This window comes from Bacillus sp. AR2-1 (assembly GCF_008368755.1).
Taxonomy (GTDB): Bacteria; Bacillota; Bacilli; order Bacillales; family Bacillaceae_G; genus Bacillus_A; species Bacillus_A wiedmannii.
Map to the genome: position 1 here is coordinate 262,268 of NZ_QORY01000008.1, position 15,287 is coordinate 277,554.

Consider the following 15,287-nt stretch of genomic DNA (forward strand, 5'->3'; position numbering starts at 1 on the left):
AGATGAGCGATTATATTGTAGTGAAATGCGGCGGTAGTATGTTGGATCAATTAAATGATGTGTTTTTTGATTGCATAAAGAAATTGCAACAGAAGTATAAAGTAGTGATTGTCCATGGCGGTGGCCCAGAAATTGATGCCCAATTAAAAGATTGTAACATCAAAGTAGAAAAAAGAGATGGATTACGAGTAACACCAAAAGAAGTTATGGATATTGTTCAAATGGTGCTATGCGGAAGTACGAATAAAAAGTTTGTAATGAAGTTGCAAAGGCATAATTTACTTGCGGTAGGTTGCTCAGGGTGTGATGGCAAGTTACTTCAAGTTCAACCTGTCAGTGAGGAGATAGGATATGTGGGAGAAGTAAGTTATGTCGAAACGGCCTTACTAAAAGGATTAATAAATATGAATTATATTCCTGTTATTGCTCCGGTCGGCATAAATGATAATGAGATTTATAACATAAATGCGGATACCGCCGCAGCTGGAATTGCGGCTGCATTATCTGCAAAAGAACTCATTTTTATTACAGATGTAGATGGGGTATTACATGAAGGAAAGTTACTAAAGAAAACGGATGAATTTGAAATTGTGAATTTAATAGAAAAAGGAGTTATTACAGGCGGGATGATTCCGAAAGTACAGGCGGCACTAGCGTCATTAAAAATGGGAGTGCAAAAGATAAGTATTGTGAACGGTACAAAAGATTTTACTGAAGTTACGGGAGAGTGTATTGGAACGACGGTAACGAAAGGAGTAAGTATCGTATGACAAGTCATCTTTTTCAAACGTATGGGAGAAGAAATATTGAGCTTGTAAAGGGAAGTGGAACGAAAGTCGTTGATGAAAATGGTAAGCAATATTTAGATTTCACATCAGGAATTGGCGTATGTAATTTAGGACATTGTCACCCTACTGTTATGAAAGCTGTACAAGAGCAACTTCATGATATATGGCATATATCTAACCTGTTTACAAACAGCTTACAAGAAGAAGTCGCGTCATTATTAACAGAAAATATTGCATTAGATTATGTGTTCTTCTGTAATAGCGGGGCAGAGGCGAATGAAGCAGCTTTGAAGTTAGCCCGTAAGCATACTGAAAAGTCTCTCGTCGTAACATGCAAGCAGTCTTTTCACGGTAGAACATTCGGAACGATGAGTGCGACGGGGCAAAATAAAGTGAAAGAAGGATTTGGTCCATTACTTCCATCTTTTTTACATATTCCTTTTAATGATATTAAGGCATTGAAAGAGGTAATGAATGAAGAAGTTGCGGCAGTAATGGTAGAAGTTGTTCAAGGAGAGGGAGGAGTCATACCTGCTAATCGATCTTTTTTGGAAGAGATTGAAACATTATGTAATAAGTTCGGCTCCTTATTTATTATAGACGAAGTACAAACGGGGATAGGAAGAACAGGAACACTATTTGCTTACGAACAAATGGGAATAAAACCTGATATCGTTACCGTTGCAAAGGCACTAGGAAATGGTATTCCTGTTGGAGCGATGATCGGCCGTAAGGAACTCGGAACGTCGTTCACTGCAGGATCACACGGTTCAACGTTTGGCGGGAATTATATTGCGATGGCTGCAGCGAAAGAAGTATTGCAAGTAAGTAAGAAACCATCGTTTTTAAAAGAAGTAAAGGAAAAGGGCGAATACGTATTAGAGAAGTTGCGAGAGGAATTACGACATGTCGACTGTATTCAAAATATACGTGGTAAGGGGCTTATGATTGGGGTTGAGTGTAAGCATGAAGTTGCAAGTTTTATAGAACAACTAGAGAAAGAGGGTCTTCTCGTATTACAAGCAGGATCTAATGTGATAAGACTATTACCACCACTTATTGTAACGAATGAAGAGTTAGAACAGGCAGTATATATGATAAAAAAAGTAGTTTGTACAAAAAACGTATCAATCATATAAGGGGGAAATTCCATGTCAACTGTACAAGTACCGAAATTAAATACGAAAGATTTTTTAACATTAGAAGAACTGACACAAGAAGAAATCATTTCTTTAATTGAGTTCGCTATATATTTAAAAAAGAATAAGCAAGAGCCTTTATTACAAGGAAAAATATTAGGGCTTATCTTTGATAAACATTCGACTCGTACTCGCGTATCTTTTGAAGCGGGAATGGTACAGCTCGGAGGACATGGCATGTTTTTAAGTGGGAAAGAGATGCAAATTGGAAGAGGGGAGAGCGTTTCAGATACTGCGAAAGTATTATCTCATTATATTGACGGGATTATGATACGTACATTCTCACATGCCGATGTAGAAGAGCTTGCAAAAGAATCGAGCATACCTGTTATTAATGGATTAACGGACGATCACCACCCTTGTCAAGCGTTGGCAGATTTAATGACGATTTATGAAGAAGTAAAGACATTTAAAGGAATTAAATTAGCTTATGTAGGTGATGGGAATAACGTATGTCATTCATTGTTGTTAGCGAGTGCGAAAGTTGGAATGAATATGACTGTTGCGACGCCTGTAGGATATGAACCGAATGAGGAAATTGTAAAAAAAGCGTTAATGATTGCTGAAGAAACAGGGGCTGTAATTGAAATTTTGCATAATCCTGAATTAGCGGCGAGTGAAGCAAATTTCATTTATACTGACGTTTGGATGAGCATGGGGCAAGAAGGAGAAGAAGAGAAATATACTTTATTTCAACCTTACCAAATCAATAAAGAACTTGTTATGCATGCGAAGCAAACATATCGTTTCTTACACTGTTTACCTGCCCATCGTGAAGAAGAAGTAACAGGAGAAATTATAGATGGACCACAGTCTATCGTCTTTGAGCAAGCTGGTAATCGATTGCACGCGCAAAAAGCATTATTAGTAAGTTTATTTAAAAATGTAGAAGAACTTTCCTAAATGATGTGCATCTCCAGTTGTTAGACATGAATAACAATTGGAGGTGTACTTTTTTATGTTGAAATGTCGTATGTATATTTGGTTAATCATCTCTATATCATTTATAATAAAAGGAGTAAACTACATTTATTTTTCATATCATGTAAGGACATACTAGATAGAAAAAATATAGTTAAAGAGATGATGAATTTGAAAACAACTAAGAAAACATATTCGTTTTTTCAGCGGATGTGGAGAATATTAAAGTTTCAATATTATAAGTTGCTTCGATCACCAGAAGGAGCAAAGAAAGTATCATTAGGTTTTGCGATTGGTTTTGGTTTAGAGATGTTGGTTATATATACGGCATCGCTCGTATACGTAATATTTTATCCGATCGTCCGATTAGCAAAGGGATCTTTTCCTGCTGCGGTTATTGGCAATATTATTGGGAAAATATCGTTTCTACCGATATTTTTATTTCCATTTGCTTATGCGTTAGGAAAAATGATATACCCATTTCATGTACAAAAAATACATCATGAACCATTTACGATATCTGACTTGTTTTCGAGTCATATTTTTACGATATTAAAGGGTTTAGTGCAGAGTGAAGTTTATGTATTAATTGGAATGACGATTTTAGGAGTGGTGTTTGGGGGAGTTTCATATTTCGTTGTGCATTATTTATATGAAAAGAACCGTAAGCTACGTTTGAAGAACAGAAAGAAACGAGTGAGAGAACCACTCGTGCAAATATAAAGAGTGTCACATTCATTTTCTCCTTGGAATATGTTTAAGAAAAAGGAGGAGAGAATGAATGTATTATTATTACGTACCGCAAGTATATCCATATGTAAATTATTATCCGGTAAATGATATGAGGCAGCAATTTGGAGTGTATCAGCAGCAATTACCACAAATACCACAAATACCACAACAACAGCCTACGCAAGAACAAAAACCATATTTAACGACATGGCCATATTCAAATGTATACTATGGTAATTATTACGAATCATAAAGCTGCTTCTATGTAGAAGCAGCTTTATGCGTTTGTTTTCAAAATTAAATTTTGAATGGTTTGAAGAGAGTGAATGAGCTTTTCGCGCTCTTCCTCAGATAATGTTTGGAAATTTTCTTTTAATTTGTCTAAAATGAATTGTTGATACTGATTTACTAACAATTTCCCTTCAGCTGTTAGGGAAATTAAAATGACCCGTCGATCTTTTTCGCTATAATGACGCTCTATTAGTTCTTCTTGAATCAGTTTGTTTAATAGAGGTGTCATGTTAGGCCGTGAAATCGCTAGCCGCTTGCCGATTTCGGAAACTGCTAATGTACCATTTTCATGCAGAAGTAGCAATACTTGTGTATGTGATGGCGGCATATGTCTTTGAGAAGAAAATTCTCCAGGAAGCATAAATTTGCGATAAAAAAGAGGCACTAGCGAAAGAAGATGATCAACAATACGTTCCCACTCGCGTGATTCCATATAAAGGCCCCCTTCCACTATCATTGTAACAAAAAAGACATGTTATAAAAATAGAATTGTTTCATGGAAATTTTAATATTTGTAGGCCAACACTTTTTTTGTAAATGAATCGGCAATAATCGCGTAGCCATTATCATTTGGATGCACTTGGTCAAAGAGTAAATCTTTTTTATCATTTGATATTAATTTACGAATTGGTAAAACGATAGATGGTTGATTTGCTTTTGAAATGGAATAAACGGATTCATTCCATCCATCTAAAAACATATCTGCATAACTGGCGATGGAGTCATCGAGTTGTAACGGATTATAGAGTTCTGAGAGAATGAGTAAAGCGTTCGGATTTTGATCTCGAACTGTCTTTACAATATTTTTTATATCCGCTTCAAAATGAGCTTTTTCTTTATTTAACATTTTAATACCATCTATAACACCGACATCACGATTTAAACGGAATAAATTATTTCCTCCAATATTAATTGTAATGATATTTGCTGCTCTAACTTTTTGCTTTACATCTTCTGATTGCACTTTTTTAGCGAGACGATCTGTTGTAAGACCGTTTATCCCAAGGTTTTCTACTGTAATTGGTTTATGAATTTGTGCTTCTATTTGTCTAGAAGCTAATTCAGCAAATCCCCCTTGTGTCGAGCCATATCCTTTGGCGAGTGAATCACCTAGTACGAGATGATAAAAGGAATCGTTTGTTTGCTTATCAATCCAACTTGGAGTAGATGTTTTTTCTGTGTTTTCTTCCGGTCCATTTTGTTTTGTCTCATCGTTCTTTTCAAAATAAGAATAAGAAATGATTAGAAGGAGGAGACAAACAATTGTTAAGATGACTTTTTTCATATATTCATCCTCCTTGTAATTGGTAATTGTATCATATTCAGCAGTATTAACAATGTAAGGGCATATTATATGTTTATGAAAAGTTTACAACAACTTTACAGAAAATTTGTAGAAGTATGTCAAAAAATATTGACGATATGAAAGTACATTATATATGATAATGTCAGATAAGGTGAAATTTTAATGAGTAGGGCTTTATTTCCCACTAATTAAAGTTTCACTAATCAGGCGTTTAAGGGGACTACTCATTAGCGCAGGATGAAATGAAAATCTTGTCTCTAATAGAAGAAAAAAGGTATGTGGTTAGAGGCAAATAGAAGTTTATTTCATTATTTTTGGTAATTGTATAAGGGGGATTTTTTGTGAAAAAGTCAAAAAAAATGCTAGCTGGAGCAACTCTTGCTATAGGTGTAATAGCGCCTCAAGTATTGCCAGCAACAGCTCATGCGGATGAGAACAACGGGGAGAGTACGGTTAACTTACGAATTCTAGAAACATCAGATATTCACGTTAACTTAATGAATTACGATTATTATCAAACGAAAACAGATAATAAAGTAGGTCTCGTGCAAACGGCAACACTTGTTAATAAAGCACGTGAAGAAGCGAAGAACTCTGTCCTATTTGATGATGGGGATGCATTGCAAGGGACACCACTTGGAGATTATGTAGCGAATAAAATAAATGATCCGAAGAAGCCTGTGGATCCTAGTTATACACATCCATTATATCGTTTAATGAATTTAATGAAGTATGACGTCATCTCTCTTGGGAATCATGAATTTAACTACGGTTTAGACTATTTAAACAAAGTAATTAGTAAAACAGAGTTCCCGGTTATTAACTCCAACGTCTATAAAGATGATAAAGATACTAATGAAGAGAACGACCAAAATTACTTTAAACCATATCATGTTTTTGAAAAAGAAGTAGAAGATGAATCAGGACAAAAACAAAAAGTGAAAATTGGCGTAATGGGATTTGTTCCACCTCAAGTTATGAACTGGGATAAAGCAAATTTAGAAGGAAAAGTGAAAGCGAAAGATATAGTTGAAACAGCGAAGAAAATGGTGCCAAAAATGAAAGCAGAAGGTGCAGATGTTATCGTTGCACTAGCGCATTCGGGCGTTGATAAGAGTGGATACAACGTTGGTATGGAAAACGCTTCGTATTATTTAACAGAAGTTCCTGGTGTAGATGCAGTATTAATGGGACATTCACATACTGAAGTGAAGGATGTATTTAATGGTGTTCCAGTTGTAATGCCTGGTGTCTTTGGAAGTAACTTAGGTATTATTGATATGCAATTGAAAAAGGTAAACGGAAAATGGGAAATACAAAAAGAGCAATCGAAGCCGCAACTTCGTCCGATTGCTGATAGTAAAGGGAACCCATTAGTACAATCTGATCAAGAATTAGTTAATGAAATTAAAGATGATCATCAAGCGACAATTGATTATGTGAATACAGCTGTAGGAAAAACGACAGCGCCAATTAATAGTTATTTCTCATTAGTACAAGATGATCCTTCTGTACAACTTGTGACAAATGCACAAAAATGGTATGTAGAAAAGTTATTTGCTGAAAATGGACAGTATAGCAAATATAAAGGAATTCCAGTTTTATCTGCAGGCGCACCATTTAAAGCAGGTGGCCGAAACGGTGCTACATATTATACGGATATTCCAGCTGGAACGTTAGCGATTAAAAACGTTGCAGATTTATACGTATATCCAAATACGTTATATGCTGTAAAAGTAAATGGGGCACAAGTGAAAGAATGGCTTGAAATGTCTGCAGGTCAGTTTAACCAAATTGATCCAAAGAAAACAGAAGAACAGCCGTTAGTAAATATAAGCTATCCTACATATAACTTCGATATTTTAGATGGCTTAAAATACGAAATTGATGTAACACAACCAACGAAATACGATAAAGATGGAAAAGTTGTAAATGCAAATACGAATCGTATTATAAATATGACATATGAAGGTAAGCCAGTAGCTGACAATCAAGAGTTCATCGTCGCTACAAATAACTATCGCGGAAGTAGCCAAACGTTCCCAGGTGTAAGTAAAGGCGAAGTTGTATACCAATCACAAGATGAAACACGTCAAATCATTGTGAAGTATATGCAAGAAACACCAGTTATTAATCCAGCAGCAGATAAAAATTGGACGTTTAAACCGATTGTTGCAGATAAATTACATACAACATTCGATTCTTCACCAAATGCACAAAAGTATATAAAGAAAGATGGGAAAATATCATATGTTGGACCATCTGAAAATGAATTTGCTAAATATGCAATTGATATAACGAAGAAGAACGATGATGATAAGGAAACTGGTGGAGAGAATCCAACGACACCGCCAACAGGTGAAGGGAATAATGGAGGAAATCCAACGACACCACCAACAGGTGAAGGGAATAATGGAGGAAATCCAACGACACCACCAACAGGTGAAGGAAATAATGGAGGAAATCCAACGACACCACAAACAGATGAAGGTAGTAATGGAAAAAATCCAACGACACCACCAACAAATGAAGCAAATAATGCAGGATCTGGACAAACTACAACGGATAATCAAAACTCAAAAGAAACAACAACTGTAAGTGAAAATAAAGAAGACCGTGATTTACCGAAAACAGGTACAAGTGTTGCTTCTACAATTGGAGCAGGCTTGGCGTTTGTTGGAGCGGGATTACTTCTGTTATTTAGAAGAAAGAAAGCAAATAGATAGTGGAGAAATATAAAAAGGATTACCGATTCAGGTAATCCTTTTTAATATATTATGAAAGTGTTACAGCTTTTTCTTTCTTCCATGAAAGGCCAAATCCAGTGAAACCAACAATAATTGTTAAGACTGGGCAAGCTAAACAGAAAATTGCGAATGGAAGGTAATCAAATGTCGGAACGCCAAGGACGTTCGATAAGAATACACCACTTACTCCCCATGGTACGAGAGGGTTAATAACTGTACCTGCATCTTCTAGTACTCGTGATAAATTCCGACGTTCTAAACCGACTTCATCGTATTTATTAGCAAATGCTTGTCCTGTTAAAACGATGGATAAGTACTGCTCACCAAGTAAGAAGTTTACACCAATTGCAGTTGAAGCAGTAGAAATAATTAAACGTGTGCTATTTTTTACGAAGCTAGAGATGATATTCATGAGCTGCGTAATAATACCCATTCCTTGTAATAATCCTCCCATACAAAGAGCCAGGAAAATAAGTGCAATCGACATCATCATACTTTGTAGACCACCGCGAGATAGTAAGCTATCAATGTCTTTAATACCAGTTTTAGAAACGTATCCGTCTTGCATAATTTTCATTAAATCAGCTAAAGAAGTGCTAGGTTTAAAAATAAAGAGAATAATAATTCCTACCACAATTCCTGCAAGTAATGTTGGAACTGCTGGAACTTTTTTAAATGCGAATAGGAACAGTAATAAAATTGGAATTAGTGTAACGATAGAAATCGTCGTATTTTTCTCTAAAGTGCTAATAAAGTTTGTGAAGTCAACGTCTCCGCTAGTACCGCCTCCTAAAATGAAAAATGCGATAAAAGCAATAATGAAAGCTGGAACTGTTGTCCAAAGCATGTTACGAATATGCTCAAATAAATCTACACCCGTTACAGCAGGAGCTAAGTTTGTTGTATCAGATAAAGGAGACATTTTATCTCCAAAGAATGCACCAGAAATAATTGCACCAGCGATTAAAGCTGGATCGTATCCGAGAGCACTACCCATACCCATAAAGGCAAGTCCTACAGTTGCGGCAGTTGTAAAGGCACTACCGATACTTGTTCCAACAATTGCACAAACAACAAAAACAGTTGGAACGAAAATCTTTGGAGATACAAGCTGGAAGCCGTATACCATTAAAGTTGGAATTGTTCCAGCAGCGATCCAAACACTAATTAATACGCCTACAAGCAAGAAAATAAAAATAGATGGAATACCAGCTGAAATACTACTGATCATCCCTTTTTCCATAGTAGACCAAGAGATTTTTTTCATAAATCCAAATGCTAATAAAAGAACGATACCAAATAAAATTGGGATGTGTGGTGAAACTTCTAATTGAATAACACTAAAGCCAATACAGAAAAAGATAAATAATGTTAAAAGAACAGATTCAATTTTTGAAACCATTGTTTTCCCCTCCTAAGTAATTTAAAATAGCTCTTTTTTATATAAAATTCGCCAATATTGTGTATTTCCTTCTAAAATTTAGAATTTTGTGACAAATTATCGGTAATTGTTGGTCCTTCAATATGATACGGAAATGATTGGATAAAAAAACGTCCCTGCATATAATTATGCAGGGACGAAGATATCGCGGTACCACCCTAGCTTGTGAAATGAATGTATCACAAAATAAAGGGTCGTATGATATGCGCTAATAAAATAAAAACGCCCCTGCAATATATGCAGGGACGAAAAATTCGCGGTACCACCCTAAATTGTGAAACAGTTTCGTTTCACCACTCTTTAGATATAACGGTCTATAACCGTCTTTCACTACTCCTTACGTTTCGCAAAAGAAGCTCCAGGGGGTAATTCATAATTCGCTCTGTACTGGTTCGCACCGACCACCAGCTCTCTGAAATCAGAAATCGAAATACTACTAAATCCTATCAATGCCGATTCATATGATGTTAGTTAAATTTTTATCACATTTTCATCTTATATGTCAATAAAAATGTTCAATATTTTTTTAGGGAAATAAGGGTTAAATGTTTTTAATGTTCTAAATTTGTACGTTATAATGAATTTGAAAGGGGAGGAAAGAGTGAAGAAAAAAATAATTCTTTTTACCACCTTACTAGTCATTGGCGGAAGTGCTGGAATTTACACAGCTTTTGCAGCTGAATCAGAGCAGGCGAAACAAAAGCAAATACAGCAGTTAGAAGTGAAGAAAGCGAAAGAAACGGAAGAGAAGAAGTCGATGGAAAAAGCAGCTGAGAAACTAGGAGTTTCTACTGAAGGGAAAACAAAAGAAGAGGTTACGAAAGAAGTAAATACCGCAAGATTTGAGAAGCGCCATGATTTATTAATTGAACATGCAAAACAACTTGGAATTGATACAGAAGGAAAAAAAGATGAAGAGATTATTTTAGAAATCGGAAAGGTACAACACGGAAAGTAGAACAACTTATCGTATGATAAGTTGTTCTTTTTTAAGAACTATTTGATTTAAAAATAATTGACAGTCATTTAAATTTAATGTTAACTTTATTTATAAATTAGTTAACATTAGGGGTGACAATTGTGACTGTTAATAGTAATACGACTGAAAAATCGTCTTATACATATGAAGAATTATCGGAGAAAAATAAAGCTTATGTATGGCATCCGTTTACACAAATGAAAGATTATTTAGAAGAAGACCCTGTCATTATTGAACGTGGAGAGGGAAGAAAGCTATACGATGTAAATGGAAATGAATATTGGGATGGTGTTTCATCTATTTGGTTAAATGTTCACGGACATCAAGTACCAGAATTAGATGAAGCAATTCGTGAGCAATTAAATAAAATTGCCCATTCTACTATGTTAGGACTTGCTAACGTTCCATCTATTTTATTAGCAGAAAAAATAATTGAAGTTGTGCCAGAAGGTTTGAAGAAAGTATTCTATTCAGACTCCGGTTCTAGCGCCGTTGAAATTGCAATTAAGATGGCCTTTCAATATTGGCAGCATAAAGGAAAACCGAAGAAACAAAGATTTGTTACATTAAAAGAAGCGTATCATGGTGATACAATTGGAGCTGTTTCAGTAGGAGCGATAGACTTGTTTCACCAAGTGTATAGTTCACTTTTATTTGAGGCAATTAAAATGCCGTATCCATATACATATCGTTCTCCTTATGGAAATAATAAGGAGGAAATTGTGAAAAAACATTTAGAAGAAATGGAAGAGCTGCTGAAAGAAAAGCATGAAGAAATTGCGGCGATTATTGTAGAGCCTTTAATGCAAGGTGCTGGCGGTATGATTACAATGCCAAAAGGATACTTAAGAGGGCTCCGTAATTTATGTACAAAATATAATGTTTTATTTATTACAGATGAGGTAGCGACTGGATTTGGGCGTACCGGGAAAATGTTTGCATGTGAACATGAAAATGTAACGCCGGACATTTTAACAGCCGGAAAAGGTTTAACAGGTGGATATTTACCAGTTGCAATCACCGTAACGACAGATGAAATTTATAATGCCTTTTTAGGAGACTATGAAGAACAAAAAACATTTTTCCACGGTCATAGTTATACAGGGAATCCGTTAGGGTGTGCGGTAGCCATTGCGAATCTAGAGCTATACGAGAAAACAAATTTAATAGAAGAAGTGGCAAGTAAGACAGAATATGTAGCGACGCAATTAGAATCGCTCTTTGCGTATAAACATGTAGGGGATATTCGTCAGTGCGGGTTAATGGTTGGAATTGAACTTGTGAAGAATAAAGAAACGAAAGAAGCGTTTGAATGGACAGAGAGAGTCGGTGTTCAAGTATGTAAACGTTCAAGAGAGCTGGGCATGATTTTGCGACCACTCGGTAATACGATTGTATTTATGCCTCCTCTTGCTTCTACAATTGATGAGATTGATGATATGTTACGTATTTTGTATAAAGCAATCTCGGATGTTACGGAGGGAGAATAATGGGCGGTTTTTTTGTTACAGCAACGGATACTGAAGTGGGGAAAACTGTAGTTGCGGGTGCATTAGCAGGTGTATTTAGAGAATTGGGATATAACATCGGGGTATATAAACCGTTGCAAAGTGGACATGTTGCATCAAATCCAGAGGGAGATGCAGCAAGGTTAAAAGCATTATCGGGTGTACCAACAAAAGAAGATGAAATTTGCCCTTATTCTATTGAAGAACCTCTTGCTCCGAGACTTGCCATGAAAAGAGCTGGAAGAGTAGTACATTTAAAAGACATTATGGATCATTATAATGAACGATTGAAAGAGTTTAATAGCCTATTTGTAGAAGGGGCAGGTGGACTGGCTGTTCCATATACAGAAGACGCTTTAGTAATTGATTTCGCAAAGGAATTACAGCTTCCTCTTATTATAGTCGCACGCCCTACATTAGGAACAGTAAATCATACAGTTTTAACAATTGCTTATGCAAAGGCACAGGGCTTAACAGTAGCAGGTGTAATTTTATCCGGCTGCAAAGAATGTGAAATGGAAAGAGTACAAGAAAATAAAGAAATGATTGAAGAGCTAAGTGGGGTACCGGTTTTAGGTTTATTACCATTCTTTGAAGGTGCGTTTACAAAAGAAGAAGTCTTGGAATCTGCAAAAGAGTATATAATGATTTCAAAATTAGAGGAGTTCATCCGAAATGAATCAAACGTGGCGCACACATCTTCAATCTAAATTGCAACAATTAAATGAACAAGGACAGTATCGCAATTTGCATGTAACAGAACAAGCAGAAGAGACATGGCTTATTCGAGATGAAAAAAGGATGCTAAATTTAGCGTCAAATAATTATTTAGGGTTAGCTGGAGATGAGAGGTTAAAAGAAGCTGCTATTGCATGCACAAGAAAATATGGAACTGGAGCGACAGCATCAAGGCTCGTTGTAGGAAATTATTCACTGTATGAAGAGGTTGAGAGAAGTATATGCGAATGGAAAGGCACTGAAAAAGCCTTAGTTGTAAATAGTGGATATACCGCAAATGTTGGAGTGATTTCTTCATTAGCCTGTCGTCACGATATTGTGTTTAGTGACAAATTAAATCACGCAAGCATCGTTGATGGGATTATATTAAGCGGAGCAGAGCATAAAAGATATCGTCATAATGATTTAGATCATTTAGAGAAGCTGCTGCAAGTAGCGCCGCCCAAAAAGAAGAAATTAATCATAACGGATACTGTTTTTAGTATGGATGGTGATACTGCGTATTTGAGAGAGTTAGTGGAGCTGAAAGAGAAATACGGGGCAATCATTATAGTCGATGAAGCACATGCGAGTGGAATATATGGAATTGATGGAGCAGGGTTGTCTCATATAGAAAAAGATATTGCTCAAAAAATTGATATACATATGGGGACGTTTAGCAAAGCTCTAGGGTGTTATGGCGCGTATTTGACAGGTGATGCAATGTATATAGAGTATTTACAAAATATGATGAGAAGCTTTATTTTTACAACAGCTTTACCACCAGGAACGTTAGGAGCAGTGCAAAAAGCAATTGAAATTGTGAAAGAAGATAATGAAAGAAGAGAGAGGCTTATAGAGAATGGAGCATATTTTAGGACACATTTGCAAGAAGCTGGTTTTGATATTGGGAATAGCTCAACTCATATTGTACCGATTGTAGTCGGTTCAAATGAAGCAGCTTTACGGTTTAGTAGAAGGCTGCAAGAGGTAGGTATTGCAGCAATTGCAATTCGTCCACCAACGGTTCCAGTTAATAGTTCACGGGTCCGTTTTGCAGTTACGTCCCAACATACAATAGCTGATTTGAAATGGGCTATTCAGCATATTATACGCATTGGTAAAGAAGAGGGGTTTTTCGTATGAAAGAGCTAAAGGTTATTTTTATTCCTGGATGGGGAATGGAAGAAGGTGTTTGGACTTTAGTTCTGCCGTATTTTAAAGGATATTCTGTTCAATGTATCAATTGGCGTAATGTGAAAGAACAAAGTGAATTTGCGGGGCGAATAATAGATGTAGCAAAAGATGAAAATGTAATTTTAGTTGGATGGTCACTAGGAGCGTTAGCAGCAGTTCAAGCTCATAAAAAGGTTAAGGCAAAAGGTATCGTACTAATTGGTGGTACTGCCAAATTTACAAATACGAGCGATTATACGAGTGGATGGAATACTCTGCATGTAGAACGGCTGAAAAAGAATTTAGCGAGAAAGAAAGAAGATACGCTCAAGCGGTTTTATGAAAATATGTTTACAAAAGATGAGCTGAAAGAGAATAAAAGGTTTGAAGATATGATAAAACGCTTTAAAGGTGATTCTATTCAGTCTTTGCAATTAGGTTTGGAGTATTTAATAGAAGCAGATATGAGAGAAGAACTGAAAGAAATTAAAGTCCCTATACTACTTATTCACGGAGAGCAGGATGTAATTTGTCCATTGTCTGCAGCGCGTAGTATGGCTGAGAATGAGACTGCCACGCTCAAGGTAGTAAGTGAGGCTGGACACGCATTATGCGTAACGAATTTCGAATATTGCGGAAATGAGATAATTCAATTTGTAGAGGGGATACGACATGATCAACAAAACGTTACTTCAAAAACGGTTTAACGCGGCATCTGTATCCTACGATCAATATGCAAATGTACAAAAAAAGATGGCACATTCATTACTTTCTACATTGAATCGGCGATATAGTGCAAATTCATCGATACGTATTTTAGAACTTGGATGCGGAACAGGATATGTTACAGAGCAATTATCAAACTTATTTCCGAAAGCACATATTACAGCCATTGATTTTGCTGAAAGTATGATTGCAGTTGCGAAAACTAGGCAAAATGTGAAAAATGTAACGTTTTACTGTGAGGATATCGAAAGATTACGACTAGAAGAAACATATGATGTCATTATTTCAAATGCCACATTTCAATGGCTAAATGATTTAAAACAAGTGATAAGAAATTTATTTCATCATTTGTCTATAGATGGGATATTACTCTTTTCAACGTTTGGACATGAAACATTTCAAGAATTGCATGCTTCGTTCCAGCGGGCGAAAGAAGAAAAAAATATACAAAATGAAACATCGATTGGGCAACTTTTTTATTCGAAAAATCAGTTGCGCCATATGTGTGAAATAGAAACAGGGGATGTGCATGTTTCTGAAACATGTTACATAGAGAGATTTATAGAAGTTAGGGAGTTTCTACACTCTATTCGAAAAGTAGGAGCGACCAATAGTAATGAAGAATCATATTGTCAAAGTCCCTCACTCTTTCGTGCGATGCTTCGCATATACGAAAGAGACTTCACGGAAAATGAAGGGATAATGGCGACGTATCATGCTTTATTTATGCATATAACAAAAGAGGGGAAGAGATGA

The 15,287-nt window shown here is 36.0% G+C and carries 15 protein-coding genes and 1 other annotated feature; of the genes, 12 read left to right on the forward strand and 3 right to left on the reverse strand.

Features of this window, described 5'->3' with window-relative positions; translation table 11 throughout:
- Positions 1–2: 2 nt before the first annotated feature.
- The 5 genes from argB (at position 3) to DT250_RS11095 (ending at position 3,893) form a co-directional block, all read left to right on the forward strand.
- Positions 3–770, forward strand: coding sequence for an acetylglutamate kinase (gene argB, locus DT250_RS11075; RefSeq protein WP_088064373.1), 768 nt, complete (start codon positions 3–5; stop codon positions 768–770).
- The gene (locus DT250_RS11080; protein ID WP_149213051.1) at positions 767–1,927 is read left to right on the forward strand and encodes an acetylornithine transaminase; all 1,161 of its coding nucleotides are present in this window, start codon (positions 767–769) and stop codon (positions 1,925–1,927) included. Before argB ends, DT250_RS11080 begins: the two co-directional genes overlap by 4 nt.
- A gap of 12 nt (positions 1,928–1,939) precedes the next feature.
- Complete coding sequence (gene argF, locus DT250_RS11085; RefSeq protein ID WP_097857875.1) at positions 1,940–2,890, forward strand: ornithine carbamoyltransferase; 951 nt, start codon at positions 1,940–1,942, stop codon at positions 2,888–2,890.
- Positions 2,891–3,070: 180 nt separating this feature from the next.
- Positions 3,071–3,631 carry a DUF2062 domain-containing protein gene (locus tag DT250_RS11090; protein WP_149213110.1) on the forward strand — a complete coding sequence of 187 codons (561 nt, stop codon included), beginning with the start codon at positions 3,071–3,073 and terminating at the stop codon, positions 3,629–3,631.
- 58 nt (positions 3,632–3,689) lie between these two features.
- Complete coding sequence (locus tag DT250_RS11095) at positions 3,690–3,893, forward strand: hypothetical protein (protein ID WP_149213052.1); 204 nt, start codon at positions 3,690–3,692, stop codon at positions 3,891–3,893.
- A gap of 24 nt (positions 3,894–3,917) precedes the next feature.
- On the opposite strand, the gene DT250_RS11100 is transcribed toward DT250_RS11095, so the two are convergent.
- Positions 3,918–4,364 carry a MarR family winged helix-turn-helix transcriptional regulator gene (locus tag DT250_RS11100; RefSeq protein ID WP_000445817.1) on the reverse strand — a complete coding sequence of 149 codons (447 nt, stop codon included), beginning with the start codon at positions 4,362–4,364 and terminating at the stop codon, positions 3,918–3,920.
- Positions 4,365–4,436: 72 nt separating this feature from the next.
- Complete coding sequence (locus tag DT250_RS11105; RefSeq protein WP_147786700.1) at positions 4,437–5,216, reverse strand: GDSL-type esterase/lipase family protein; 780 nt, start codon at positions 5,214–5,216, stop codon at positions 4,437–4,439.
- Positions 5,217–5,578: 362 nt separating this feature from the next.
- Here DT250_RS11105 and cpdB point away from each other — a divergent pair, with 362 nt between their 5' ends.
- Complete coding sequence (cpdB, locus tag DT250_RS11110; RefSeq protein ID WP_149213053.1) at positions 5,579–7,963, forward strand: bifunctional 2',3'-cyclic-nucleotide 2'-phosphodiesterase/3'-nucleotidase; 2,385 nt, start codon at positions 5,579–5,581, stop codon at positions 7,961–7,963.
- A 49-nt stretch (positions 7,964–8,012) separates the two neighbouring features.
- Here cpdB and nhaC read toward each other — a convergent pair whose 3' ends face one another.
- Positions 8,013–9,386: a Na+/H+ antiporter NhaC gene (gene nhaC, locus DT250_RS11115; RefSeq protein ID WP_000253742.1), complete on the reverse strand. Its 1,374-nt coding sequence runs from the start codon at positions 9,384–9,386 to the stop codon at positions 8,013–8,015.
- Positions 9,387–9,663: 277 nt separating this feature from the next.
- Positions 9,664–9,884, reverse strand: a binding site (T-box leader).
- A 142-nt stretch (positions 9,885–10,026) separates the two neighbouring features.
- On the opposite strand from nhaC, the gene DT250_RS11120 reads away from it, so the two are divergent.
- The 6 genes from DT250_RS11120 to bioC all read left to right on the forward strand — a co-directional run bounded on the left by DT250_RS11120 (position 10,027) and on the right by bioC (position 15,287).
- Positions 10,027–10,383, forward strand: a complete 357-nt coding sequence (locus DT250_RS11120; RefSeq protein ID WP_137011333.1) for a hypothetical protein — start codon at positions 10,027–10,029, stop codon at positions 10,381–10,383.
- A gap of 122 nt (positions 10,384–10,505) precedes the next feature.
- Positions 10,506–11,894 (forward strand): adenosylmethionine--8-amino-7-oxononanoate transaminase, encoded by a 1,389-nt coding sequence (bioA, locus tag DT250_RS11125; RefSeq protein WP_000217828.1) that lies wholly within the window; start codon positions 10,506–10,508, stop codon positions 11,892–11,894.
- Positions 11,894–12,622 carry an ATP-dependent dethiobiotin synthetase BioD gene (bioD, locus tag DT250_RS11130; RefSeq protein WP_097889632.1) on the forward strand — a complete coding sequence of 243 codons (729 nt, stop codon included), beginning with the start codon at positions 11,894–11,896 and terminating at the stop codon, positions 12,620–12,622. Before bioA ends, bioD begins: the two co-directional genes overlap by 1 nt.
- Positions 12,588–13,775, forward strand: a complete 1,188-nt coding sequence (gene bioF, locus DT250_RS11135; protein ID WP_149213054.1) for an 8-amino-7-oxononanoate synthase — start codon at positions 12,588–12,590, stop codon at positions 13,773–13,775. The genes bioD and bioF overlap by 35 nt, the downstream gene beginning before the upstream one ends.
- Positions 13,772–14,512, forward strand: coding sequence for an alpha/beta fold hydrolase (locus tag DT250_RS11140; RefSeq protein ID WP_087985143.1), 741 nt, complete (start codon positions 13,772–13,774; stop codon positions 14,510–14,512). The genes bioF and DT250_RS11140 overlap by 4 nt, the downstream gene beginning before the upstream one ends.
- Entirely contained in the window at positions 14,478–15,287 is an 810-nt protein-coding gene (gene bioC / locus DT250_RS11145; protein ID WP_149213055.1) for a malonyl-ACP O-methyltransferase BioC, read from the forward strand. Before DT250_RS11140 ends, bioC begins: the two co-directional genes overlap by 35 nt.